Source organism: Luteibacter flocculans (assembly GCF_023612255.1).
Lineage (GTDB): Bacteria > Pseudomonadota > Gammaproteobacteria > Xanthomonadales > Rhodanobacteraceae > Luteibacter > Luteibacter flocculans.
Genome location: NZ_CP063231.1, coordinates 647,027 through 670,156, shown reverse-complemented (window position 1 = coordinate 670,156; position 23,130 = coordinate 647,027). Strand labels below are relative to the sequence as shown.

The following is a 23,130-nucleotide window of genomic DNA, read 5'->3' as shown; positions in this document are numbered from 1 at the left end:
TCCTTTCGCAAGGAACGACATAAGCCTTCGCGGCGAGGGGGACGGGGGCTGGCTTCCCGCAGTGGCACAGGCGCCGATGCGAGGCCGAAAGGCGAGCCAAACCGACGAAGCGAGTCGTCAACAGCAACAGCGAGAAAAAACCGGCACCTGCCCCAGAATTCCCCGAAGAACCAAAAAAAAACGCGGCCCGAAGGCCGCGTTTTTTCTTCGCCGTGCTGCTGGCGAGCTTTACTTCATCAGACCCGCGAGGGTCTTGCCGAGGTCGGCCGGGGACTTGACCGTGGTCACGCCTGCCTTCTCGAGCGCGGCGAACTTCGCCGCCGCCGTGCCCTTGCCGCCGGAGATGATCGCGCCGGCATGGCCCATGCGCTTGCCCGGAGGTGCCGAAGCGCCAGCGATGAACGAGACGACCGGCTTCTTGACGTACTGGCCGATGAACTCGGCAGCGTCTTCTTCGGCGCTGCCGCCGATCTCGCCGACCATGATGATGCCCTCGGTCTGCGGGTCGTCCTGGAACAGCTTCAGGCAGTCGATGAAGCTCAGGCCGTTGATCGGGTCACCACCGATGCCGATGCAGGTGGACTGGCCAAGGCCTTCGTTCGTGGTCTGGAACACGGCTTCATACGTGAGCGTGCCCGAACGCGAAACGATGCCGACCTTGCCCGGCTTGTGGATGTGGCCCGGCATGATGCCGATCTTGCACTCGCCCGGGGTGATGACGCCGGGGCAGTTCGGGCCGACGAGCACGACGTCCGGGTGCGACTTGAGCACGTTCTTCACGCGCATCATGTCGAGCACGGGAATGCCCTCGGTGATGGCAACGATGACCTTGATGCCACCATCGATGGCTTCGAGGATCGAGTCCGCCGCGAACGGCGGCGGCACGAAGATCACCGAAGCATCGGCGCCGGTCTGGTCGACGGCGTCACGCACGGTGTTGAAGACCGGCAGACCGATGTGCTCGGAACCGCCCTTGCCCGGGGTCACGCCACCGACGATCTTGGTGCCGTAGTCGATCGCCTGTTCGGCGTGGAAGGTACCCTGCTGTCCGGTGAAGCCCTGGACGAGGACCTTGGTGTTCTTGTTGATCAGGACGCTCATGTTGCTTTCGCTCCTCAGGCCGCGGCGGCCACGGCCTTCTGGGCCGCATCGTTGAGATCGTCGGCCGGCGTGATCGCCAGACCCGAGTTGGCCAGCAGTTCGCGGCCCTTCTCGACATTGGTGCCCTGCAGGCGCACGACCACCGGAATCTTCAGGCCCACTTCCTTCACGGCGGCGATGATGCCTTCGGCAATCAGGTCGCAGCGCACGATGCCGCCGAAGATGTTGACCAGAATGGCCTTGACCTTGTCGGACGAGAGGATGAGCTTGAACGCCTCGGTGACGCGCTCCTTGGTGGCACCGCCGCCGACGTCGAGGAAGTTGGCCGGCTCACCGCCTGCCAGCTTGATCACGTCCATCGTGGCCATCGCGAGACCGGCGCCGTTGACCATGCAGCCGATCGTGCCGTCCATCGTGACGTAGTTGAGGTTGTGCTGGACGGCGGCCGCTTCAGCGGCGTCTTCCTGGGTCAGGTCGCGCATCGCGGCGAGGTCCGGGTGACGGAACTCGGCGTTGTCGTCGGAGTTGACCTTGCCGTCGAGGGCGGCGAGGTTGCCGTCCTCGAGGATGGCGAGCGGGTTCAGCTCGACGAGGGAGAGGTCTTTCTCGTTGAACAGCTTGTACAGGCCAAGCATGATCTTGACGAGCTGGTTCACCTGCTTCGGATTCAGGTCCATCTTGAACCCGAGATCGCGGCACTGGTACGGCTGCAGACCTTCGACGTAATCCACCACGATCGTGTGGATGTCTTCCGGCGTGTCGTGGGCCACCTGTTCGATGTCCACGCCGCCATGCTTGGAGGCGATGAAGGAGATCGACTTGGTGTCGCGATCGGTGAGGATCGAGAGATAGAGTTCCTTCGCGATGTCGGTCGCGTCGGTGACCAGCACCAGGTTCACCGGCAGCGCACGGCCGGCGGACTGGTAGGTTTCCATGTTGGTACCGAGCATGCCCTTGGCGGCGGCACGGACGTCATCGAGGCTGCGGCAGAACTTGACGCCACCGGCCTTGCCGCGACCGCCGGCATGGATCTGGGCCTTGACCATCCACTGCGAACCACCAAGGTGCTTGGCGGCGTCGACAGCGGCATCGGGAGAGTTGGCAATCTTGCCCGGCGGCACGGCGATGCCGTACTTCGCGAACAGTTCTTTGGCCTGGTACTCGTGGAAATTCATTCGATACCTCGAGCGAACGGGAGAAAACGTGTGAAAGCGCGCCGGCGGTGAGACCGGTACGGGGAGGGGGGATCGATTGCGCGGCTTTACGCAATACAGCCGCGCATTTTCCCGGAAGGCGCCCCGGATGGAAAGGGGCGGTGCGGCAAGCCCCTGGCCCCGGGGCCGCAGGAAGCCTGCCCGGGCGGCTTGCCGCGACCCGCGAGGCCCCTATACTGGGCCCTCACTACGGCCCGAGGGGCCCACGGCGGAGAAGCACCCGGTGTCAACGCCCGCGTCGTCCAGCGCCCTTCGAATCAGCGCGAGCCAAGGCACCGCGCGCCACGAATTGTTCTTTTTCAACTACTTCCGCCTGGGCCAGGCGGCGGTCTATACCGCGCTGGCCTTCCGGCCGGAACACATGAACTGGCCCGCGCTGCCCGAGCCGGTCTTCGCCCGGCTGTTTGCCCTGGCCTATCTGCTGGCCGCCCTGGTGCTGGTCGCCCGCACCCGGCGCACCCTCCACCGGCCCGTCCTGATCGTCTCGATCGGGCTGAGCCTCGACATCGTGGCCGCCCTCCTGGCGCTGGTGCTGATGCATGACGTGCGCATGGGCGTGGCGATGATGCTTGCGGTGAACATCGCCACCGGCGCCCTACTGTTGCCCTTCCGGTTATCGATGTTCTTCGCTGCGCTCGCCACCCTGGGCATGCTCGGGCACTCCTTCTTCGACCTTGCCATCGTCGATGTCAGCGATCGCGAGTTCGCCGAGTACGGCCTGTTCGGGGCGGCCTACTTCGCCTGCGCGTCGCTGTGCTACGTGCTCGGCCGCAACATCCGCGCGTCGGAAGCGCTGGCCGAACAGCGTGGCATCGATCTGGCCAACCTGTCGCAGGTCAACGAGCTCATCATCCGCCGCATGAAGACCGGCGTGCTGCTTGTGGACGAGGGCAACCGCATCCACCAGCTCAACGAGTCCGCCTGGATGCTGATGGGCAATCCGTCTGCCGACCAGCGCGACCTGGGCACGCTCGCGCCGGAGCTGTCGCGCCGCCTGTATCACTGGCGCACCTCCGGCAAGCTCGACGAGAGTGCCACCATGCTCGCCGACGGCACGCCGGAAGTGGTGCCGCGCTTCACCCGCCTGGCCCCCAATGACGATTCGCACGTGCTGATCTTCCTCGACGACACCTCGCTGGTGTCGCGCCGCGCGGAAGAACTCACGCTCAGCTCGCTCGGACGCCTCTCCGCGTCGATCGCGCACGAGATCCGCAACCCGCTGGCCGCCATTCACTACTCGGCGCAGTTGCTGGCCGAATCCACCGACATGAACGATACCGACCTGCGCATGGTCGAGATCATCAACAACCATTGCTCCCGCCTCAACGAGATCATCGAGAACATTCTCCAGCTCTCGCGCCGCGAACGCTCGCGCCCGGAAACGCTCGACCTCGGCAAGTGGGTGCATCACTTCGTCACCGAATACCGCCAGGGCAACGACCTGGGCCTGGACATCCTGCGCGCCGTCTCGGGCAGCGAGCCCGTCGCGGCAGTGGCGGACCCGCAGCACCTCCAGCAAGTCATCTGGAACCTCGTGCAGAACGCCCTGCGCTACGGCCGCATGCCGGGCGAACCGGCGCGCGTGATGCTGGTGGCGCGCCACTCCGAGGCGGGCATCCCCATTCTGGAAGTGATCGATCGCGGCCCGGGCATCCCGCCCAAGGTCGCCGCGCAGATCTTCGAGCCCTTCTTCACAACGCACGAATACGGCACGGGACTGGGTCTTTACCTCGCTCGCCAGATGACCGAGGCCAACCAGGCGGCCCTGGAGTACGTGCGGGTGGCCGGTGGTGGAAGCTGCTTCCGGATCAGCCTCACCCCGCCCGCCCGCACCGCTGCGGCCGCCCCGATGGCAGCGCAGGCGTGAGCCACGCCCTTTGCGTAACCGGCCCGGGCGGTTACATTTGACCCATTCACCGAACTTTCGGACCCAATGAGCAAGCAGACCGTACTGGTCATCGACGACGAACGGGACATCCGCGAGTTGCTGACCATCACACTCGGTCGAATGGAACTCGACGTCGACGCCGTGGGGAGCGTCAGCGAAGCGCGGAGCGCATTGGCCGCACGGCGCTATGACCTATGCTTCACGGACATGCGGCTGCCCGACGGCAGCGGCCAGGAAATCATCGAACTCATCGCGGCCAGCTTCCCGGACATGCCGGTGGCGATGATCACCGCCTATGGCAACGTGGATGCGGCCGTGAACGCATTGAAGGCGGGTGCCTTCGATTTCGTCTCCAAGCCGGTGGACATCCATCTGCTTCGCCGCCTCGTTCGCACCGCCCTGCGCCTTTCCGAGGAACGCAAGGCGGAGGCCGGCAACAAGGGCACGCCGGGGGGTGACCGGCTCATCGGTGAGTCGCCGGCCATGAACGAGGTGCGCGCCAAGATCGCCAAGCTGGCGCGCAACCAGGCGCCGGTCTACATCGCGGGCGAATCGGGTGTAGGCAAGGAGCTTGTCGCGCGCCTCATCCACGAAATGGGCCCGCGCTCCGCGGGCGCCTTCGTGCCCGTGAACTGCGGTGCCATTCCGTCGGAACTGATGGAGAGCGAATTCTTCGGCCACCGCAAGGGCAGCTTCACCGGCGCACATGTCGACAAGGAAGGCCTGTTCCAGGCCGCCCAGGGCGGCACCTTGTTTCTCGACGAAGTGGCCGAACTGCCCCTGCATATGCAGGTGAAGCTGCTGCGCGCGATTCAGGAGAAGGCGGTTCGTCCGATCGGCGGGCGCGATGAGATTCCGGTGGACGTGCGCATTCTCTCGGCCACGCACAAGAATCTGGCTTCGCTGGTCGAGCAAGGTCTGTTTCGCCAGGATCTGTTCTATCGCATCAACGTGATCGAGTTGCGCGTGCCGCCGCTGCGCGAGCGCCGGGGCGACGTGCCACGCCTGGCGGACTTCATCCTGCGCCAGCTCGCTACGGAATCCGGCGGTGCGCCGGGGCGCCTGCGTCCGGAAGCGCTGGCCGCGCTGGAGGCCTACCCCTTCCCCGGCAATGTGCGCGAACTGGAGAACATCCTCGAACGCGCCATGGCCATGTGCGAGGGCGAGACCATCGAGGCAGACGACCTCATGCTGCCTCAGCGCATGCCGTCGGCTGCACCTTCGCTCGCGACCGCCGTGGAGGCCACGCTGGTCGCTGCGGCCACGCAACCGGCGCGCAGCGCACCCGCCGCCGATGGCTCACTCGAGGATTACATCTCCAATATCGAGCGCGACACGATCATCAAGGCGCTGGAAGAGTCGCGCTACAACAAGACGGCGACGGCGAAGAAGCTGGGAATCACCTTCCGCGCATTGCGCTACAAGTTGAAGAAACTCGGCATCGACTGACGTACGAGCCGCCGGGAGCGAAGCGCGCCCGGCGGCCGTCGTCATAGCCACTGCTATAGGCCGGCTGCCTCCCCTTCAGTCGCCGGCATCACGAGCCGCATTTGCTTGGCGGTCTGGAGATCGCGAACCAGATCGTCCACGGTCGCATATACCGTTCCGTGAATCCCCGGCCATTCGGCCCGGTCGACATAGAATCCTCCCATGCCCTCATGGATTGCCGTCCGCTGGATTTCGTTCCTGCGGTTACGGTGATAGATCACCGGCGACGCCTGCTCGCCCTCCAGCAGAAGGACGAATTCGCCGGGCTTCTCCAGACGGCGCGCACTCGCGGGAATGTTGGACAGCGACATGTCCGGCATGTCCAGCACATGCAGCACGCGTGATGCGTCGTCACCCAGGATGGGCATCTCGACCACGAAATCGGAGCGGAGCATGTTGGGGTCGCGGCCCCGAACTGGATTCTCGACGAGCACGCCCGGATCAGGACCGATCGTCATCGGATTGCCTGCCGGAACATCGACCGTCCGAATCCCGATAGCGCCGGTCCGTTCCGCAACACCGGCGATGTCGGAATAGGTATTGGCGTGTTTGGTGTCGACGAGGGCGACCCACTTGCCAGGCGACTGCGCCTGGTAGGCGTCGATGACCTGTTGCGCCTGATAGGGCATCGCTATGTCGCGTGCGTCAGTGAGCGATACGCCGTGCAGCCTGGTACTCACGATCTGATCGGCGGCGACGACTCGGACACCGTGTTTCTTTGCCTCCCTCACAACATCTGAGAAGGTGTAGCGCGTGTGCCGCTCCCTGAGATGCGGTGGTTCCAACCGGTCCAGGCGGGCCTTCAGGTTCGCCGGCATCGACTTGCGCTTTGGCAGGGCGAAGAAGGCGTCGAGCTCGACCTGGTCGACGTCGTGCAGAAGGCCCTCCACGTAGAGGGTCTTGACGCCTTGCTTCCGAAGCACGCCCATGTTGTCGACGAGAAACACCCTGCCTCCGATGTCTCCCGGTCCTTCACCCATTACCACGCCGTCGGCCGCCTTGTAGAGCTCGCTCATCGCCTCGCCTGGGCTCATGCCTTCAAGGCTGGCGGGAATAGAAGGTCGAGGCGGCCTCGACACGAAGTGAGGGCTGCCCACTGCATAAGGAGGCACCTGCTCCCCGGCAAACGCGTTCACCCGTGCGGCCGCGAGAAATTCGTTGCGACGCGCCATGAATGCGTCTCGGGCACGCTGGCTATCGGCAGGAACGGAGACGTGGTAGTCCGAGTCCGTCCAACGCATGACCTTCATGAATGGCTGCTCGTACGGAGGCATCGCGAAGGCAAGCGTGGGCGGGGCTGGCAGCTCGCCCTCGAGGGGAACATAGGCTTGATCGGTGACCTTGCTGACGGCCTTGCCGCCGCCAAGCAGACCGGCCTCGCCTCGCTGCCACCGCCCCTGCCGGTAGACGACCAGCGCACCGGGCCCGTAAGGATGGGCCGGATCGCGCACGCGCACGCTGGCCCAACCGTTATGGGAGAACACTTCGAAGATCCGACCGTCGTCGACGATATAGACCCTCCCGCGATACTCGTAGAACTTACCTGAGCTCGCTTTACCGGGACGATTCGGCAGGGGCCTCAACTGGTCGATGTCGACGTCGAACCTGGACAACGCCGGTCTCAGCGTACCGTCGTATCGGAAATACCCGGCATGGCGAGCGGCGGCGTCGATGGCCTCCTTCGCCTCGTCGACACTCGAGAAATGTGTCTTGCGCAGCAGCCTCAACAGCGCTTTAGGCTGAAACGTCGTCAAGCCCGCACTGACGCCCTTGCCGACATCGATCGCATCGAGCCACAGGAACGCCACGTCGACCAGGGCTTCGTCTTCCCGGCCACGCAGCAGCTTGTCGACGGCACCATAGGCATCCAGCCCCATAAGAGCAGCCGTGCCGGCCGTGCACACAGCGGCACCTGCGCCCGCAGTGGCCGCCGCGCAGATAACGCCCATGCCATAGCGGACACCCTTCAACGATTGTTCCCAGATCACCTCGGCCTTGCTCGTTGTCACGGAGGCCGCATTGCTTATCGCATCCTTGATGACCTGATCGCATTCCGCCTTGAAATCATCGATCGGCGCGAAAGAGGTATAGAAATAGCTGGGTGTACGGGCCGCCCTGATCGCCTTGTCGAGCTTGGGCTGGTCCTCCGCCCGTGCCCTCGCCACGAAGTACTCCTTGAACGCTTCGGTCCGGATGATCTCCTGAAAATAGGCGTCGTTCTTGTAGAGCGTTCGCCCAAAGGGCCCGTTGGGCACGAAGACGAATGTGTCGCCCTTTCCGCTCGCGGATGTCCTGGAGATCGCCAGCACACCGGGAATGCGTGTGCCGGAGATCATGAAATGCGCCAGTTCGACATCGGCCAGGCCAATGCTCATCGGCAGGCCGTCCAGCACGCCTTTCAGCCATGGGTAGTCGGCGAGATCGATATTGCCTCGGGAATACTCGACGTCCAGTGCCATCTGCATGTCGAGGATCTGCATCGCCACGCGGAGATCGCTCGCCTTCGCATAGCGAGGGTCACTCGGATCGAGCAGCGCGCTCATGGCCTCGATGTAATTGTCACCCGCGTAAGTGCTACGGAGGTTTCGTTCGACGGCCGTCTTGATCTCGCTGGTATTCAAGCGCGCAGCGAGCGCGGCATCCCTCGCGGTGAGGGTGGCATCCTGCGCGAAGTTGTTGCTAAGGGCCAAGATGTTGTCGCCGTGCTCCCGATAATCGCTCAAGACCCAGTCCGTCCAGGGCCGTTTCCGGCCATTGAACTCGATGACGATCGTATCCGCATCCACGCTTTCATCGACGGCGATAAGTTGCTCCGCGCGGAAGAACCTCGTCAATTTCTCGCTCTCGCGTCGCCGCGTAAATTCGCGCAGCGTCGGCACATGCATCTCATTGAACGCGGTGTACTCGTCCATGATGGCCCGATAGCGCGTCACGAGAGAGACGGAAGCCCGGGGGCTTGGGCGAGTCGTCGCATGTCCTTCGCCATCAGATCGATCCGCGCCTTCGTCCATGTGCGGATGTTCGTCAGAAAATCGTGGCTGTCGTAGGGTTGGAACTGAAGATTGCTTCGCCATAGCGATGGCTTGTCGCACAGGTCGTCGAAGAACTTCGTGATCGGCGTGCCCTCGCCCGGGCCGGCCGCGGCAAGGACGACGTCGCGAAGTGCCCGCGGCGCGTTCGACTCACCTGCCGTCTTGCTTCCCATGGACGATGGCCTCTCGGGACACATGCCTGGCATCTCACCGGCGATCTCCTGGCTCATTCGCTTGATGTCCAGGTATTGGTATAGCTCCTGCTGGCTGCCGACCGATACCGCTTCGTGTTCCTGTGGTCGATAGAGCACCACGCCATCCTCCTTCCCCTGCGCGTCGCGCTTCACGAACACCAGCCATTGCGGCAGCGAGACGGAGACGCCGCCCGTTTCCGTGGAGAACCTGAGCGTGCCCATGTCGACGTCGGCAGCGCCGTTCATGGCGGCGCGAACGATATCGTGCCCCTTGATCCATGCATCACGGCCGCCCGTGAGATGTCCTTGCGCTTCCGCCTCGACGATCGCCTTCCGGAGTTGCGTTTCAAGCAACGCGGCGTAAACCGATTCCAGCAAAGGTTGCTGCGTGTCGAACTCGGCGAGCCGATCGGCGGCAGAGATTCGGCAGAACGGTTGCGCGAGCAAGGCGAGCAAGGGCTTCCTCTCCGCCTCGGCAACGAGGTCGCCGTCGCGCCGTACGACCGCCATCGCGAAGTCCATCTCGGGATCGGCACGCAGGCAGGCATCCGTCAACGACTGCACGTGATGGGTAGGTACACGAACGTCGCCGACCTGAATCACGCGGGCCAGCGACACCTGGTAGTCGTCAGGCGATCCGCCGAGACCCGCCTCCGAAAGCGCGGCCTCTAGCTGATGGCGTACCGCGTCGTCGGAGGTCGTGCGGACGGCCTCAAGCTCCACGTAGCGCCGGCCGAGATTCTGCACGTGCCCGAGCCACTCCGACTGGGTGGCCTCCGATGCGCGTTGGAACCATTCCATACCAGGAACCTTGCTCCAGCGCTCTCGCAATGCCTGGAGTACGAAACGCCGGTCGTTCGCGTCCTCGTCGGTCTCGCCTTCGTCGCCGCGATCGACGTCCTCCATGACCAAGCCTTCCGAGACTGAGCGCAGAGATCCGCGGTAGTCGTTCCCGGATGCCGCGGATGGGTAGGCCGACGACAGAGAATCCACGTCGCCCGTGGCGGCATGGACAGACGAGACGACAAACGAAAGCGCAACCGACAACGCGAGAATGTGGTGTTTTTGTGTGAAGCGGGGTGGGTGCATATCAATCCTCCTTGATGCGGGGAGGATGTTATGGGCGTGGCCCTGAGGCGTATGTACGGCTACCCCGACCGAGCACGTAATGCTTGTCCGAACCGCCAACCGCTGCGCTTAAGCGCCTTCGCCCGCCTTCAGCGCCTCGCGCACGTCCCGCAGCAATACCTTCGCCCCCGAATGCAGGAAGACGACCTGTCACTATCCACCGGTCAGTTGGAATACGAACGACCACATGGAACTACCGCTGTTGTTCGGCCCGCCAATCGCCGCGACAAGGATCTTTCCCTTCGAATCGATGAGCATGTGCCGCATGTAGTTGATCTGGGCGTCTTCCCCCTTGAACCGTCTTGCCCCGCCGTCACCAAAAGTGAGGTCCCGCGAACCTGACGGCTGGAAACGTGCCGCCAAGAGCTCCGAATCCGTCACGGGGCTATCGCTCACGCCCCCACCTGCAACGATCTTGCCGTCGTCCTGGACAGCGATCCCTCCGCGAAAGCTTGCCTGGTAGGCGCCCACGACACCGTAGAGGAGGAATTTCCCGCGATTGAACGTGTCGAGAGGTTTCCCAGAAGCATCAAGACAGGCCAGCAGGCCGAACTCCTGATACGTCGTCCCGGACACGGTCGTCAGGGCTCCGCAAACTGCAACTCCGCCATCCGGAAGGCTTGCCGCGTGGTCGAAACTCATCTGATAGAGATTTTCAGGGGCGACATCCGCAGCGTCAGCGTCGAAGAAGGCATATCCGTCGTCGCCGAACGAGCGATCGATGGAACCGTCCTGATTGAACCGCCAGGCCACCAGTCGCCGAACGGGAACCGCCGTGACGTCGTAGAATTCGCCGAGAACCGTCACTCGGGCATCGCTCCCGACGACGATTGAAGTCGCTCCCCACTGTCTGTAAGCCCACTCGCCATCGGTCACGTAGCCCGTACCGTTGAAACGGGTATCCAGCCTCCCGTCCGACTGCAAACGCATCAGTGCATAAAAGGGGCCGAAAGCCGAACCAAGCAGACAGTAGAAGGTTCCATCATCCGCGACCGCCAATGCCGTTCCAGAGCCGGCCGCCTGCTCATCCCCTGTGACATCGGACGCCGCCTTGCACGAGGTCGATTCGCTCGGCGAACCAGGTATTTCAATGCGGTGAATGATCTTACCGCCGTCGCCGAAGGTCGAATCGAGTTCACCCGCTTCGGTGAAGCATATCAATGCGACCTCAAAGCGACTGTTGTTACTGTCCTTAACGGCGGCGAGGACACCCCCTCCCTCGCGGAGCCACAAGCCGATCGGTTCACCGAAGCGAATCTCGACGAATTCCGCTATCCACCCGCCCCGTCCAAAGCTAGTGTCCACGTCACCATTACGGGCGGTGCGCGCGACGAATAGCGTACTGACGTCCATACCGCTTTCAACGTTGGCCAGGTAGATCCATTCGTCTGACGGCACCGCCATGTGCGGACGAGTCATGGGCTGCGGAAACGGCAGCAGGAACTCGTACTCGGTGTCGCCCGGCGCTGTCTTCCCGGCCTGGGTGGCAGGCACTTTCTCTTGACGCTCCATCATCGCCTCCGTGCAATGAGTGGTGGTCGAAACGACGACCTACCTGCACTTGAGACTACGCTGCCCACGCAGCATGCGCGAGGTCGCGATATGAGGGTCGACTCAGAGCTTATTAAGGAGATTCAGCTACCTGGCCGGAAAATGCATAGCGATTGGCAATAATCGCTGCCTTGTACGCGAGGTTGTGTCTCGAAGGTAGAGAGTCATGCTTCACACGACATCGCCGAAGCCTAAGGCCGATTGCCTTATCTCCTGGAGATAGCAATCCATCTTAGCGCTTCGGCTCACTCGCACCCAACGCCTCGCGCACCTTGCGCAACAGCGCTTTCGACTGCACCGGCTTGTCGATCACGTACAGGTGATCCAGATGCGGCAGTTCGTCGAGGTTGGGCGGTGCGTCGGGGCGCGCGAGCAGCAGAACCGCGCCGGCATAGCCGTGATCGAGCAACGCAGCCAGCGTACGCACACCGGTGAACAGATTCATGTCGGCGTCCATGACGACGAGGTCAGGCACGCCGTGCGCTTCGATCCATTGCAACGCAGCCGTACCGCTCTGGCTTGCGCCGGCCTGGTAACCGTAGGCGTCGAGCGTATCGACCAGCAGCGAAAGCTGCACGGCCTCTTCCACCACCACCAGCACGCGCTCGGCTTCGCCTTGGAGAGACGCGTCCATGGCCTGCGATTCGGCCTGGTCGCCTTCCAGCGCCTGCAACGGGAGGTAGAGGTGGAACTGCGTGCCTTCGCCTACCGTGCTGCGTACGCGCATGAGACCGCCATGACTGGCGACGATGCGTTTGCAGGACAGCAGTCCGAGCCCGGTGCCGCCGGACTTGGTGGTGAAGAACGGTTCGAACAGGCGCTCGAGCACCTCGGGCGGCATGCCCTGGCCGGTATCGATCACGGACAGGCGTAGATAGCGTCCCGGCACCTGTTGCTCGCCTTCGACGAAGAAGTCGTCGGGCAGGCTGACAAGTTCGGTCTCGATACGCAGCGATCCGCCATCGGGCATGGCCTGGATGGCGTTGAGACTGAGGTTGAGCAGGCACTGCTGCAGCTCGGTGTGATTGCCTTCGAAGGCAACCTCGGGGTCGAACACGTCGACTTCCATGCGCACCGTGCGCGGCACACTGCCCTGCAGCAGCAGGTTCAACGCGTCGAGCAATGCGCCGAGCTTCACGCGCTCGGCACGACGCGCGCCGCGCGCGAACGAGAGCATCGACGAGACCATCTCGAGGCCACGGCGCCCGCAGTCGCGCACCAGCGTGCCGAGCCGGGCAAGGCGCGGATCGTCCGCGTAGTCTTCCAGCGTATCGCCGGCGAGCAGCAGTGGCTGCAGCAGGTTGCGCAAGTCGTGGCTGAGGCCACCCGCCAGCAGCGCGAGGCTTTCGAAACGCTGCGCGCGAATGAGTTCCTGCTCGGCGCGTACGCGGGCTCGCTGCTCTTCGGCTTCGCGCAACGCACGGCGCACCGCGCTGGCAAGGCGCGCGGTGTTCTGTTTCAGGATGTAATCGGTGGCACCGTTGCGCAACGCCTCGATGGCGGATTCCTCGCCCAGCGTGCCCGAGATGAAGATGAATGGGATGTCCGAACCACGGTCACGAAGGATCTGCAGCGCACGCTCGCCGCTAAATACGGGCATGCTCAGATCCGAGAGCACGATGTCGGGCGCGAAGTTGTCGAGGGCCGCGATGTAGGCCTGCTCGTCTTCGACAAGCGTCACCTCGTACGCCAGCCCATCGTGGTCGAGCTCGGTCAGCACCAGCTCCGCGTCCAGCGCGCTGTCCTCCACCTGGAGAATTCTGACCTTCTGCCCTTGCCCGCTCATGTCGTGCCCCCTGATCGTCGGCGCGTGGCTCAGTCGCCTTCCGGGCGCTGGTTGAGCACCGCCCAGAAATGGCCGAGGGTCTGCACGGCGGAGAAGAACTGCTGCACGTCCACGGGCTTCAGCACGTAGGCGTTCACGCCGAGATCCCAGCTACGCGCCAGATCGCTCTCTTCTCGCGACGAGGAAAGAATGACCACGGGCAGGCGCTTCCAGCGATCGCCTTCGCTGCGCAGTCGCTTGAGCACTTCGAGGCCGTCCATGCGCGGCATCTTGATGTCGAGCAGGATCACGGCAGGATCGCCTTCGACGCGATCGGCGAAGGCGCCACTACGGTGCAGCCAGTCGAGGCAGTCGACACCGTCTTCGAGGTGTACGACAGGATTGGCGAGCTTGGCCTCGCGCAGGGCGTCGATGGCCATTTCCGCATCGGCCATGGAGTCTTCGACGAGAAGGATGGTGCGCAGGTCGCGCTGGTTCATGTGTCACCTGTCTTGGCGCCGGGTACGTCCGACGCCGGCAATGAGAAGTGGAAAGTGGCGCCGACGTTCGGTTCGCCCTCGGCCCAGGTGCGTCCTCCATGACGCGCGATGATGCGCCTGACGTTGGCCAGGCCAATGCCGTTGCCGGGAAACTCGGAGGCACGGTGCAATCGCTGGAACACGCCGAAGAGCTTGCTGGCGTATTGCATGTCGAAGCCTGCGCCGTTGTCGCGCACGCTGAATTCGTAGTCGCCGGCCGCGGTGCGATCGAGCCCCACCTCGATCCGGGCCACCTCGCAATTGCCGGTGTATTTCACCGCGTTGCCGAGCAGGTTCTGCCATACGGTGCGCAGCATGTTCTCGTCGCCGATCACGATCGGCATCGGTGCGATCCGCCAGTCGATGCGACGGCCCGACGCATCCGCTTCCACCAGTGCGCGCGCCTCGTCCACCAGCGACTGCATGTCGACGGGCTGCAGGCGCAGTGCGCCGCGGCCAAGGCGCGAGAAGACCAGCAGGTCGTCGATGAGCTGGGCCATGCGACGCGACGAGCTGCTGATGACGTCGATGTAATGGCGAACGCGGTCGTCGGCCTGGTCGCCCAGTTGCGCCTCGAGCTTGCCCGCAAATCCCGAGATGTGGCGCAGCGGCGAGCGCAGGTCGTGCGACACCGAATAGCTGAAGGCTTCCAGTTCGCGATTCACGTCGGAGATCTGTTCCACCTTGCCTTCGAGCTGGCGGTTCAGTTCCGACACCTTCTGCTCCACCAGCGCGCGAGCGGTGATGTCACTGACGGTCAGCAGCAGGGCGGGATCGTCGCTGTCGGGCTGTTCGATGCGCCGGGCGTTGATGACCACGAAGCGGTCCACCCCGTCGACGGTGCGCTGGGTGAGTTCGTAGTCCCACAATTCGCGGTCGCGCGTCATCACGTCGGACAGGCGCTGCATGAGTGCGGTATCGGTCCAGGCGCCGTTACCGATCTGGTCCAGCGGCACGTGCTGGTCTTCGTCCGGGTTGTAGCCGTACAGCTCGGCGAACGCCGCATTGGCCAGCAGCGTACGCAACTGACGATCCAGCATGATGATCGGCTCGCGCACCGCCTGCACGATGAGCTGCGAGCGCTTCACCGCCTGGGCCACCTGCGACTCGGCGGCGAGACGGATGGCGATCTGCCTCTCGGACACCACGACCACGATACCGAGTAGCGCGATCTGCGCGAGGGCCGAGACCAGCAGTACCAGACGATTGTTGGAGGCAAGATCGCGCGCTTCGTTCCGGCGCTCGTTCAGCAGCCGGGTCTCTTCCGCGAGCACGTCCTCGATGGCCGTCGCGATGGGGAACAGATGGCGCGCATCTTCCATGGAAGCCAGCGCGCCGTCGTGGTCGCCGGCATTCAACCGCTGCATGGCCTGCTCGGTCAGCGCCATGCGCCCGCTGGCGATGGATTCGAGTGCACCCAGCCGCGTGAGCTGGGTCGGATTGTCCCGAGTCATCTCGCGCAGCGTCGCGATGATCTGAGGAACCACCTTGCGCGGGACCGCGATGCGTCCGTCGAGCACCGATTCGGCGGGCGCACCGGCCAGTCGCGAGTACACGGCGGCCTCGCTGTCGCGCAGCACCGTGTTCAACTGATAAACGGCGGCCTTCACCTCCGCGGTGTGGGTCACCCAGTCGCGCGAGTTCAGCGCGTCTTCCGCGCTCGAACGCGTGACGACATAGGGCAACGCCACGATCACGATCACGGCGGCGAGCAAGCCCGTCATCCGCCACCGCTGTCCAATCCGCACCATCATGCCTTCGTCATCCCCCGCGACGAGTCCTGCCCGGTAAAGGCATGCATTGTAAACGGGCAACGCGTCGCTTCGGGGGATCTCATGAGGGCCTTCGGACATGAGGACGGGTACGCCGCTTTGCCTCCCGGCAAACCGAGAGGGAAAGCGGCGTACCCGTCCATTTGAAGCCGTGCTTAATGCCGAAAGCGCCGTGAAGGGCTGGTGACGGCGCGGGAAATGACCAGGAAAAATGCGGCTTAGCGCGAGGCGTCGCTCATCGAGTACGGTTGCGCCCCCGGTGCGGTGCCCCAGTCCTTCGCCGGGTTTTCCTGCATCGAGAAGTGCAACTCGCCCCCGGCCACGATTTCCTCATGGCGGATGAAGGTGCGCTCCAGGGGCTTGCCGTTGAGCGTGACCTTGCCCACATAGGGGTGCTTGGCGTCGAGGTGGTCAGCCGAGACGGTGAAACGCTTGCCCCCCGCCAGGTTGAGCGTCGCCTTCTCCACGAACGGCCGTCCAATGACGTACTGGTTGCTGCCCGGCGCCACCGGATAGAAGCCCAGCGAAGTAAAGATGTACCAGGCCGACATCTGACCGAGATCGTCGTTGCCCACCAGCCCCGTCGGCGTGGGCGTGTACTGGGTCTGCATGATCTTCACCAGACGTTCCTGGGTCTTCCAGGGCTGGCCGGCGTAGTCGTAGAGATAGGCCACCTGATGGCTGGGTTCGTTACCGTGCGCGTACCAGCCGATCAGGCCGGTGATGTCCTCGACGTGTGCGAACGACTTGGGATCGACCTTGGCGTCGAAGACCGAGTCGAGTTTCTTGACGAACGCGTCCTTGCCGCCGAGCGCCTCGATAAGACCCGCGACATCCTGCGGCACGTACCATGAGTACTGCCAGGCGTTGCCTTCGGTGTAGTCGCTGCCGTAGCCGGCCGACGACGGGTCGAACGGCTCACGGTAGCTGCCGTCGCTTTTGCGCGCGCGCAGGAACCCGGTCTTGGTATCGAAGCTGTTCTTCCAGTTACCGGCGCGCTTCATGAAGGTGGCCGCCACATCGTCCTTGCCCATCGCCTTCGCCATCTGCGCCAGGGACCAGTCGTCGAACGCGTACTCGACCGTCTTGGAGGCCGCTTCGGGTTGGCGGTCGATCGGCACGTAGCCGAGCTTCATGTAATCGTCGAGGCCGCCGTAGGGGCCGTAGGTGGCACTGGCGACCATGGCGTCAAGCGCAGCGTTTGCATCGTAGCCACGGATGCCCTTCATATAGGCATCGGCGATCACCGGCACCGCGTGGTAGCCGATCATGCACCAGGTCTCCATGCCTTGGTACGCCCACACGGGCAGGATGCCGAACGGGCTGGCCTGCCGCGCGGCGATCAGCGAACTGACGAAATCGTTGCTCTTGGCCGGTTCCAGCAGCGTCATCAGCGGCTGCTGGGCGCGGTACACGTCCCACAGCGACCACGTGGAATAGAAATCGAAACCCTTGGCGGTGTGCACCTGGTTGTCCGGGCCGCGGTACTGACCGTTGACGTCCATGGACAGGCCCGGCGCGATCATGGCGTGGTACAGCGCCGTGTAGAAGGTCTTGCGGGTCTGCGCGGGTGCCTGCACGTCGACGCTGGACAGCGCCTTTTCCCAGGCCTGGCGCGCATCGGCGCGACGCGCATCGAAGTCGAAGCCGGCGCCATCCTTGTCCAGGTTGGCAATGGCGTTGTCCTCGCTGACCGACGATACGGCCACCTTCACGATCAGCGGCTTGCCGAGATCGCCGAAGTCGAACACGCCTTCGAGCGCCCGCCCGCTGATGCCATCGACATCCTCCGCACGGTTGCCCGGGCCACCGAAGCCGCGGTACGGCACATTCTCCTCGCGGTTCTTCAGGCTGCGCGAGGTCATGGGCTGGTTGAAACGCATGGCGAAGTAGAGCTGACGACCGGGAGCCCAGCCGCGCGTGGTGCGCCCGCCGGTCACGGTGCCGTCGGCACGCACGCGCAGCGACGACCACAGCACCTTGCCGTCGTAGTCGTAGATGCTCGGCCGCAGGTCGAGCAGCAGATGCGCCGGCTTGCCCTTGGGAAACGTATAGCGGTGCCAGCCCACGCGAGCGCCCGCCGTCAACTCGGCCCGCACGCCGTAGTCGGCCAGCGTAACGGCGTAGTACCCTGCCTCCGCTTTCTCGCTCTTGTGGTCGAAGCGCGAGCGATAGCCGCTACCGGGCTGCTCGGGGGAACCGGGATCCAGCTTCACGTCGCCGGCAATCGGCATGACGAGCACGTCGCCCAGGTCGGAATGGCCGCTGCCGGAGAAGTGCGTATGGGAGAAACCGAGAATGCTCGTGTCGCCGTACTGGTAACCGGCGGCCCACTTGTAGGCGTGCTTGAAGTCCGGCATCGCCGTGTCGGGCGACAACTGGATCATGCCGAAGGGCACCGTGGCACCGGGGAACGTATGCCCGTCGCCGCCCGTACCGATCATCGGATCCACCGCATCGAAGGCACTTCCTGCCTGACCGGTGGAGGCCGCCAAGGCCAGGGCCGGCAGGGCGAAGGACAGGGCGGCGGCCAGCAGGCCGCGACGCAGGCGGGTAGTTCTCGGCATCGGTGGTTCCCCTCGGGTGGACGCGTGGCGAGCGGTCACGGTGATTTGGATCGTGACAAACAGACCGAACGTAGCAAAGATAGCGCCGCCGCGCATGTTGCAGTGCGTGATGCATCCCTCAGTCCGCCGCGCGATGATCGCCCGGTTTAGATCGTTTGAAGGAGCTCCGATGCCGAGGAATAACCCGCAGCGCCGCAAGGTGACGCTCGCCGATATCGCCCAGGGTTGCGACGTCTCGCGCGCCACCGTGTCGCTGGTGCTGCGTGGCAGCCCCTTGGTCAATTCGGCCACCCGCGCGCGGGTGGAAGCCGAACTCAAGCGGCAAGGCTACGTCTACAACCGCGCCGCCGCCAATCTGCGTCGGCGCACGTCGTCCAGCATCGGGCTCGTCATCAACGACCTGGGCAACCCGTTCTTCGCGGAATTCGCCGCCGGGGCGGACGAAGCCCTGGCCCGGGCCGGGTACGTCACCCTGCTGGGCAACACCGGGGAATCGCCGGAGCGTCAGCAGGCGGTGTTGAACTCGCTGATCGAGCACGGCCCGGCGGGCATCATCCTTTCCCCCGCCGAGGGCAGCGAGGGCGAGCAGGTGCTTGCCGCGGTGGGCATGCACACGCCCCTGCTGGTGTTCAACCGCGAACTGCCCGACGACGATGGCGCCCATCGCTGGGACACGCTGGAGATGGACAACGAACACGGCGCCCGGCTCGCCACCGAACACCTGATCGGTCTCGGCCACCAGCGCATCGCCTTCTTCGGCGGTCATCGCGATTCCAGTTCGGTAGAGCAGCGGCGCCGAGGCTACGCGGGCGCCATGCGCGACGCGGGCCTGCCGGTCGATCCGGCGTGGCTGATCGAAAGCGCACCGACCCGCCTCGAGGCGGCACGGCAGACCGGCGCACTGTTCTTGCGCGATCCCGCGCCGACCGCGGCGGTTTGCTACAACGATGCCGTGGCCCTCGGCCTTATCCTCGGCCTGACCAAACGCGGCCGGCGCCCGGGGGAAGATTTCGCCCTGACCGGCTTCGACGACGTCGCCGAAGCCTCGGTCTGCGTGCCGCCCCTTACCACCATTGCGGTCGATCCGCGTGGCCTTGGACGCCGCAGCGCCGAACTCATTCTGGAAAGACTTGCCAATCCCGAGACGGACACTGCCTATACGATCGCGCCGGTACGGCTGGTCGTCCGCGAAAGCAGTTGTCCGCCGTCCTCCCCCTGACCAACCTTGGAGCGCCCCATGGCCACCGGATACACGCCATCGCCCACCTCGTCGGCATCGACGAACGCTGGCGATACTCGCTACACCTACTTCCCGCTCGCGCTCGGCGTGATGACCACGATCTTCTTCATGTGGGGGTTCCTGACCTGCCTGAATGACATCCTGATCCCGCACCTGAAGGCCGTGTTCGAACTGAACTACGCCCAGGCGATGCTGATCCAGTTCACCTTCTTTGGTGCGTACTTCATCATGTCGCTCCCGGCCGGCAAGCTGGTCGCGGCACTCGGCTACAAGAAGGGCATCGTCGCCGGCCTGATCGTCGCCGGCATCGGCGCCGCGCTGTTCTGGCCGGCCGCCGGCATGCGCGTCTACGCGTTCTTCCTCGCTGCGCTGTTCATCCTCGCCACCGGCATCACGGTGCTGCAGGTGGCCGCCAATGCGTACGTCGCGCTGCTGGGTCCGGAGAAAACCAGCTCCAGCCGCCTCACGCTCGCTCAGGCGCTGAATTCCTTCGGCACCTTCCTTGCCCCGTTCTTTGGCGGTTTCCTCATTCTCTCCAACCAGGTGAAGAGCAGCGCCGACATCGCCAAGATGAGCGCCGCGGAGCAGGTCACCTATCGCGTGCAGGAAGCCAGCAGCGTGCAAGGCCCGTACATCGGTCTGGCCGTCGTGCTCGTGCTGCTCGCCATCGGCGTGTACCTGTTCAACCTCCCGGCCCTTGAGGAAACCACCGAGAAGGCCGACGACAGCCGCCACTCGCTGATGGACGCCTTGAAGACGCCGCACGTGTTCTTCGGCGTGCTGGGCATCTTCTTCTACGTGGGTGGCGAAGTTTCGATCGGCAGCTTCATGATCAACTACCTGCAGCTGCCTGAGATCGGCAACATGTCGGGTGAAGTGGCCGCCAGCCACGTGGCGTTCTACTGGGGTGGTGCGATGGTCGGCCGCTTCATCGGCTCGGCCCTGCTGGCGAAGTTCTCGCCGCGCCTGCTGCTCGCCTTGTTCGCCGTCATCAACGCCGTGCTGGTGATCACCACCATGATGACCACCGGCAATGTCGCCGTGTACAGCATCGTCGCCATCGGCCTGTTCAACTCGATCATGTTCCCGACGATCTTCTCGCTGGGCATCGAGCGCATGGGTCCGCTGACCGGCAAGGCTTCGAGCCTGCTCATCATGGCCATCGTGGGCGGCGCTTTGATCCCCTGGATCCAGGGCGTGGTCGCGGATCAGATCGGCGTGCAGCACGCGTTCTTCATTCCGCTGATCTGCTACGCGTACATCGTGTTCTACGGCCTCAGCGGCTCGAAGATCCGCAATCTTCCGGTCGCCACGCGCTAACCGGCCCCAGACGGCGGCCGGCCGTTCGCGCCGGCCGTCGTGTTTCCCCCTCGCCCCCAAGGACAGGCCGTACGCATGTCTTCCATCCTCTGCTTCGGCGAGGCGCTGATCGATTTTCACGCACAGCCCCAGGGCGGCGCCGGTCAGCCTCCCGCCTTCGTTCCCTTTGCCGGCGGCGCACCCGCCAACGTTGCGGTAGCCGCAGCACGACTTGGCGGCAAGGCACGCTTTGCCGGCATGCTCGCCCGTGACATGTTCGGCGACTTTCTGCTGAAGAGCCTCACCGAACTCGGCGTCGGTACCGACGACATTGCGCGGACCGACGAGGCACGCACCGCGCTGGCCTTCGTCGCTCACGACGACAAGGGCGACCGCAGTTTCAGTTTCTACCGACCGCCCGCCGCCGACTTGCTCTTTCGTCCCGAGCATTTCCGTCGCGAGGCGTTCGACGACCTCGCCATCTTCCACGTCTGTTCCAACTCGCTGACGGAGGCCGCCATTGCGGCGACCACCGTGGAAGGCATGCGCCGCGCGCGTGCCGCCGGCGCGCTGGTCAGTTTCGACATGAACCTGCGCCCCGCGCTCTGGCCGCGTGACGAGGCACCTCTGCCGCGCCTGTGGCAGGCCCTGAACGAAGCGGACGTCATCAAGCTCAGCGCGGAAGAGTTCGCCTTCATCCAGGCGGGTGCCGGCTCCGATGCCGCCGTGCTGACACGTTTGTGGCAAGGCAAGGCCCGTCTGCTGCTGGTGACCGACGGCGCCGAGCCCATGCGTTGGTTCACGCGCACCGCAGAAGGCATCCTGCGCGGCTACCAGGTGGACGCCGTGGATACGACCGCCGCAGGCGATGCCTTCGTCGGTGGGCTGCTGGCGCGCCTCGCTGCCGAGGGCGTCACGCCCGCCCGCTTCGACGCCATGATCGCCGACGAGACGAGACTCGCCGACCTGATCCGCTTTGCCGCCGCATGCGGCGCGATCACCGCCACCCGCAAGGGTTCGTTCACCGCCATTCCCGACCAGGCCGAAGTCACGGCCTTCATGGAGAAGCACGCATGACGACCGTACCCCTTCCCGATTTCCATTCCGTCGACGTCCTGCGCGACCACGTCGCGAAGACGATGGCCTTCTACAAGCCCAACGAGGTCGATCAGGCCGGCGGCTTCTTCCAGTACTTCAAGGACGACGGCACGGTCTACGACCGAAGCCACCGTCACCTCGTCTCCAGCACGCGCTTCGTGTTCAACCATGCCATGGCCTATCTCGAGTTCAAGAAGCCCGAGGACAAGGACCTGGTCATGCATGGCCTGAAGTATCTGCGCGAGGTGCACCGCAATCCGGAAACCGGCGGCTACGCCTGGACCATCGCGGACGGCAAGCGCGACGATCAGATGAATCACTGCTACGGCCTGGCTTTCATGCTGCTGGCCTACTCGTGCGGCGTGAAGGTGGGCTTCGACGAAGCCCGCGCATGGCAGGGCGAGATCTGGGATCTGCTGGAACAGCGCTATTGGGAACCGAAGTACGGCCTCTATCGCGACGAAGCGGACAAGGACTGGAACTTCACCAGCTATCGCGGCCAGAACGCGAACATGCACATGACGGAAGCGATGATCGCCGCGTGGGAAGCCACGAAAGACGACCGCTATCTCGATCGCGCACTCCTGCTTGCCGAGAACATGACCCAGCGTCAAGCGGGCCTCACCCCGCAGAAACTGGTGTGGGAGCACTACCACGAGGATTGGACGATCGACTGGGAGTACAACCTCGACAATCCCAAGCACCTGTTCCGTCCCTGGGGCTTCCAGCCCGGTCATCAGACCGAGTGGGCCAAGCTGCTGATGATGTTGGAGCGCTATACGAAGGGCACGCCGCGACACAAGCACTGGCTGGTACCGACGGCAAAGCATCTCTTCGACGAGGCGCTGGACAAGGCCTGGGACGCGCAGTACGGCGGCATCGCCTACGGCTTCTCACCCGAGGGCGACGTGTGCGATGACGACAAGTATTTCTGGGTGCAGGCCGAATCGCTCGGCGCCGCGCAGCTCTTGTTCGAGACCACGGGCGAAGCGAAATACGACCAGTGGTACGAAAAGATCTGGGCGTATAGCTGGGAACACTTCGTCGACCATAAGTACGGCGCGTGGTACCGCATTCTCAAGCGCACCAACGAGAAGTACGACGACGAAAAGAGCCCCGCCGGCAAGACCGACTACCACACGATGGGTGCGTGCTACGAAGTGATGGCGTCGCTGCGACGCATGCAGGCTAAACAGTAAAGGGCACTGGGGCGACGGCGGGAGTTGCATTCGACTTCCGTCGTCGCCTCCAGAA

15 protein-coding genes are annotated in these 23,130 nt (G+C 64.3%); 6 read left to right on the top strand and 9 right to left on the bottom strand.

The window, feature by feature from the left end; all coding sequences use genetic code 11:
• Positions 1–228 precede the first annotated feature (228 nt).
• Positions 229–1,101, bottom strand: coding sequence for a succinate--CoA ligase subunit alpha (sucD, locus tag IM816_RS02830; RefSeq protein WP_072322601.1), 873 nt, complete (start codon positions 1,099–1,101; stop codon positions 229–231).
• 14 nt (positions 1,102–1,115) lie between these two features.
• Positions 1,116–2,276 carry an ADP-forming succinate--CoA ligase subunit beta gene (gene sucC, locus IM816_RS02825; protein WP_072322600.1) on the bottom strand — a complete coding sequence of 387 codons (1,161 nt, stop codon included), beginning with the start codon at positions 2,274–2,276 and terminating at the stop codon, positions 1,116–1,118.
• Between the two features lie 127 nt (positions 2,277–2,403).
• Between sucC and IM816_RS02820 the strand changes: the two genes are divergently transcribed.
• Positions 2,404–4,182 (top strand): sensor histidine kinase, encoded by a 1,779-nt coding sequence (locus IM816_RS02820; protein WP_250339712.1) that lies wholly within the window; start codon positions 2,404–2,406, stop codon positions 4,180–4,182.
• Positions 4,183–4,248: 66 nt separating this feature from the next.
• On the top strand, positions 4,249–5,652 hold the full coding sequence (locus tag IM816_RS02815; RefSeq protein ID WP_250339711.1) for a sigma-54-dependent transcriptional regulator: 1,404 nt from the start codon (positions 4,249–4,251) through the stop codon (positions 5,650–5,652).
• Between the two features lie 53 nt (positions 5,653–5,705).
• Here IM816_RS02815 and IM816_RS02810 read toward each other — a convergent pair whose 3' ends face one another.
• From IM816_RS02810 to IM816_RS02780, 7 genes are all read right to left on the bottom strand, one after another.
• Positions 5,706–8,603 (bottom strand): membrane-targeted effector domain-containing toxin, encoded by a 2,898-nt coding sequence (locus IM816_RS02810; protein ID WP_250339710.1) that lies wholly within the window; start codon positions 8,601–8,603, stop codon positions 5,706–5,708.
• A 17-nt stretch (positions 8,604–8,620) separates the two neighbouring features.
• Positions 8,621–9,823, bottom strand: a complete 1,203-nt coding sequence (locus IM816_RS02805; protein WP_250339709.1) for a hypothetical protein — start codon at positions 9,821–9,823, stop codon at positions 8,621–8,623.
• Positions 9,824–10,198: 375 nt separating this feature from the next.
• The gene (locus IM816_RS02800; protein ID WP_250339708.1) at positions 10,199–11,560 is read right to left on the bottom strand and encodes an NHL repeat-containing protein; all 1,362 of its coding nucleotides are present in this window, start codon (positions 11,558–11,560) and stop codon (positions 10,199–10,201) included.
• Between the two features lie 268 nt (positions 11,561–11,828).
• Positions 11,829–13,382 (bottom strand): response regulator, encoded by a 1,554-nt coding sequence (locus IM816_RS02795; protein WP_250339707.1) that lies wholly within the window; start codon positions 13,380–13,382, stop codon positions 11,829–11,831.
• A 29-nt stretch (positions 13,383–13,411) separates the two neighbouring features.
• Complete coding sequence (locus IM816_RS02790) at positions 13,412–13,861, bottom strand: response regulator (protein WP_250339706.1); 450 nt, start codon at positions 13,859–13,861, stop codon at positions 13,412–13,414.
• Positions 13,858–15,654 carry an ATP-binding protein gene (locus tag IM816_RS02785; protein ID WP_250339705.1) on the bottom strand — a complete coding sequence of 599 codons (1,797 nt, stop codon included), beginning with the start codon at positions 15,652–15,654 and terminating at the stop codon, positions 13,858–13,860. Before IM816_RS02785 ends, IM816_RS02790 begins: the two co-directional genes overlap by 4 nt.
• A gap of 236 nt (positions 15,655–15,890) precedes the next feature.
• The gene (locus IM816_RS02780; RefSeq protein ID WP_250339704.1) at positions 15,891–18,239 is read right to left on the bottom strand and encodes a GH92 family glycosyl hydrolase; all 2,349 of its coding nucleotides are present in this window, start codon (positions 18,237–18,239) and stop codon (positions 15,891–15,893) included.
• Positions 18,240–18,408: 169 nt separating this feature from the next.
• Between IM816_RS02780 and IM816_RS02775 the strand changes: the two genes are divergently transcribed.
• The 4 genes from IM816_RS02775 (at position 18,409) to IM816_RS02760 (ending at position 23,075) form a co-directional block, all read left to right on the top strand.
• A complete protein-coding gene (locus tag IM816_RS02775; RefSeq protein WP_072322592.1) occupies positions 18,409–19,458 on the top strand; it encodes a LacI family DNA-binding transcriptional regulator in 1,050 nt (349 codons plus the stop codon).
• A gap of 111 nt (positions 19,459–19,569) precedes the next feature.
• Positions 19,570–20,799, top strand: coding sequence for an L-fucose:H+ symporter permease (gene fucP, locus IM816_RS02770; protein WP_250340685.1), 1,230 nt, complete (start codon positions 19,570–19,572; stop codon positions 20,797–20,799).
• 75 nt (positions 20,800–20,874) lie between these two features.
• A complete protein-coding gene (locus tag IM816_RS02765; protein ID WP_250339703.1) occupies positions 20,875–21,855 on the top strand; it encodes a carbohydrate kinase family protein in 981 nt (326 codons plus the stop codon).
• Positions 21,852–23,075: an AGE family epimerase/isomerase gene (locus IM816_RS02760; protein ID WP_250339702.1), complete on the top strand. Its 1,224-nt coding sequence runs from the start codon at positions 21,852–21,854 to the stop codon at positions 23,073–23,075. The genes IM816_RS02765 and IM816_RS02760 overlap by 4 nt, the downstream gene beginning before the upstream one ends.
• Positions 23,076–23,130 lie beyond the last annotated feature (55 nt).

Bases quoted from the DNA above. Each gene is read 5' to 3' on its own strand.
- IM816_RS02810 (WP_250339710.1), bottom strand. From the start codon at position 8,603: ATGGACGAGTACACCGCGTTCAATGAGATGCATGTGCCGACGCTGCGC.
- IM816_RS02765 (WP_250339703.1), top strand. From the start codon at position 20,875: ATGTCTTCCATCCTCTGCTTCGGCGAGGCGCTGATCGATTTTCACGCA.
- IM816_RS02790 (WP_250339706.1), bottom strand. From the start codon at position 13,861: ATGAACCAGCGCGACCTGCGCACCATCCTTCTCGTCGAAGACTCCATG.
- fucP (WP_250340685.1), top strand. From the start codon at position 19,570: ATGACCACGATCTTCTTCATGTGGGGGTTCCTGACCTGCCTGAATGAC.
- IM816_RS02760 (WP_250339702.1), top strand. From the start codon at position 21,852: ATGACGACCGTACCCCTTCCCGATTTCCATTCCGTCGACGTCCTGCGC.
- IM816_RS02800 (WP_250339708.1), bottom strand. From the start codon at position 11,560: ATGATGGAGCGTCAAGAGAAAGTGCCTGCCACCCAGGCCGGGAAGACA.
- IM816_RS02785 (WP_250339705.1), bottom strand. From the start codon at position 15,654: ATGATGGTGCGGATTGGACAGCGGTGGCGGATGACGGGCTTGCTCGCC.
- IM816_RS02780 (WP_250339704.1), bottom strand. From the start codon at position 18,239: ATGCCGAGAACTACCCGCCTGCGTCGCGGCCTGCTGGCCGCCGCCCTG.
- IM816_RS02820 (WP_250339712.1), top strand. From the start codon at position 2,404: ATGGAAAGGGGCGGTGCGGCAAGCCCCTGGCCCCGGGGCCGCAGGAAG.
- IM816_RS02775 (WP_072322592.1), top strand. From the start codon at position 18,409: ATGCCGAGGAATAACCCGCAGCGCCGCAAGGTGACGCTCGCCGATATC.
- IM816_RS02815 (WP_250339711.1), top strand. From the start codon at position 4,249: ATGAGCAAGCAGACCGTACTGGTCATCGACGACGAACGGGACATCCGC.
- IM816_RS02805 (WP_250339709.1), bottom strand. From the start codon at position 9,823: ATGGAGGACGTCGATCGCGGCGACGAAGGCGAGACCGACGAGGACGCG.
- IM816_RS02795 (WP_250339707.1), bottom strand. From the start codon at position 13,382: ATGAGCGGGCAAGGGCAGAAGGTCAGAATTCTCCAGGTGGAGGACAGC.
- sucC (WP_072322600.1), bottom strand. From the start codon at position 2,276: ATGAATTTCCACGAGTACCAGGCCAAAGAACTGTTCGCGAAGTACGGC.
- sucD (WP_072322601.1), bottom strand. From the start codon at position 1,101: ATGAGCGTCCTGATCAACAAGAACACCAAGGTCCTCGTCCAGGGCTTC.